1 protein-coding gene is annotated in these 1,604 nt (G+C 57.0%); it reads right to left on the bottom strand.

What is annotated here, in order from left to right; translation table 11 throughout:
- Positions 1 to 30: 30 nt before the first annotated feature.
- Complete coding sequence (tnpC, locus tag ACTJJI_RS26160; protein WP_440656301.1) at positions 31 to 1,590, bottom strand: IS66 family transposase; 1,560 nt, start codon at positions 1,588 to 1,590, stop codon at positions 31 to 33.
- Positions 1,591 to 1,604: the final 14 nt, after the last annotated feature.

Raw genomic sequence — 1,604 nt, 5'->3', positions numbered from 1 at the left:
GTAAGCGTTAAGTGAGCGCCGTATTGACGGCTATTTATTGGTGAGATCTACGTTCCATGGCAGCAGTTCGGCCACTTTGTTGCTGGGCCACTCCGGCAGTACGCTCAGGATATGGCGAAGGTAGGCTTCCGGATCTATACCGTTCAGCCGGCATGTCCCGATCAGTCCATACAGCAGGGCTCCGCGCTCACCTCCGTGATCACTACCGAAGAAGATATAGTTTTTCTTTCCCAGACATACTGCACGTAATGCTCGTTCTGCCGCGTTGTTATCAGGCTCTGCTAGGCCATCATCACAGTAGTAGCACAGCGCATCCCACTGATTGAGCACATAAGCGAACGCCTCGCCCAGCCGGGATTTTTTCGACAGCGTTGCTCTTTTCTCCACCAACCATTCACGCAGGGATGCCAGTAGCTGCTTGCTTTGGGATTGTCTGGCTACCAGTCGCTCTGCTGTCGGGAGGCCGCGTATTTCCTCTTCTACCGCGTACAGCTCGCCGATACGTTTCAGGGCTTCCTCTGCTGTTGCTGTTTGAGTGCTTATATAGACGTCGTGGATTTTGCGCCGCGCGTGGGCCCAGCATGCAGCTTCTGTTAACGGGCCACCTTCACGCTCTGCGCTGAACAACCTGTCGTAACCTGCGAAGGCATCGGCCTGCAGCACGCCATGATAATGGCGAAGATGTTGTTGAGGATGCTTCCCCTGCCGGTCCGGCGAGAAGGCGAACCACGCTGCGGGCGGGTCTGACGAGCCAGCGTTCCGGTCATCGCGAACATACGTCCAGATGCGCCCGGTTTTCGTCTTCCTTCTGCCCGGTGCCAGCACCGGAACAGGTGTGTCGTCAGTGTGCAGTTTGCGACAACCCATTACGTAGTGGCAGAGAGCCTCATCCAGCGGTGCCATTAACCGGCAACAAGCATCCACCCAGTTGGAGAGCAGTGCACGACTCAGTTCCACACCCTGACGTGCCAGGATTTCAGTCTGGCGATATAGTGGCGTATGTTCACAGTACTTGCTCGTTAACACGCGGGCCAGCAGACCCGGCCCGGCGATGCCCCGATCGATGGGACGTGATGGCGCAGGTGCTTCAACGATGCAGTCGCATCTGACGCAGGCCTTTTTCACTCTGACCGTGCGGATCACTTTCAGGGCGCTGGAGACCAGTTCCAGTTGCTCCGCACTGACTTCGCTGAGGTACGCCATATCGCCACCGCATTCCGGACAACCCGTTTCAGATGGCTCCAGCCGGTGTATCTCACGGGGAAAGTGTTCCGGTAATGGGCGACGATGACGGGACTGACGCAACTGGCGGGGTACCTGCGGATCGTCTTCCCGTCCGTTGTAGCGATCGCTTTGTTGCTCCTGCTGTTTCAGCAGGGCCTCGGCTTCTTCAACCTGTTGGCGAAGTTTTTCTGAGCGGGTACCGAACAGCATCCGCCGCAGTTTTTCTATCTGCGCCCGCAGATGCTCTATTTCGCGCTCTTCGTTCTCTATTTTTTCTTCAGCGCGGGCCAGCGCCGAACGCAGGAACGACTCAGTCTCTGCAACGAGACTGAGCTGATTCTCTTTCTGGCGGAGCGCATTTTCCAGCGCAGCGATACGGG

Origin of the sequence: Enterobacter sp. 22466 (assembly GCF_052044775.1) — a bacterium.
GTDB lineage: Bacteria > Pseudomonadota > Gammaproteobacteria > Enterobacterales > Enterobacteriaceae > Enterobacter > Enterobacter dissolvens.
The sequence above is the reverse complement of the archived record's forward strand: the minus strand, read 5'-3'. Positions and strand labels throughout refer to the sequence as shown.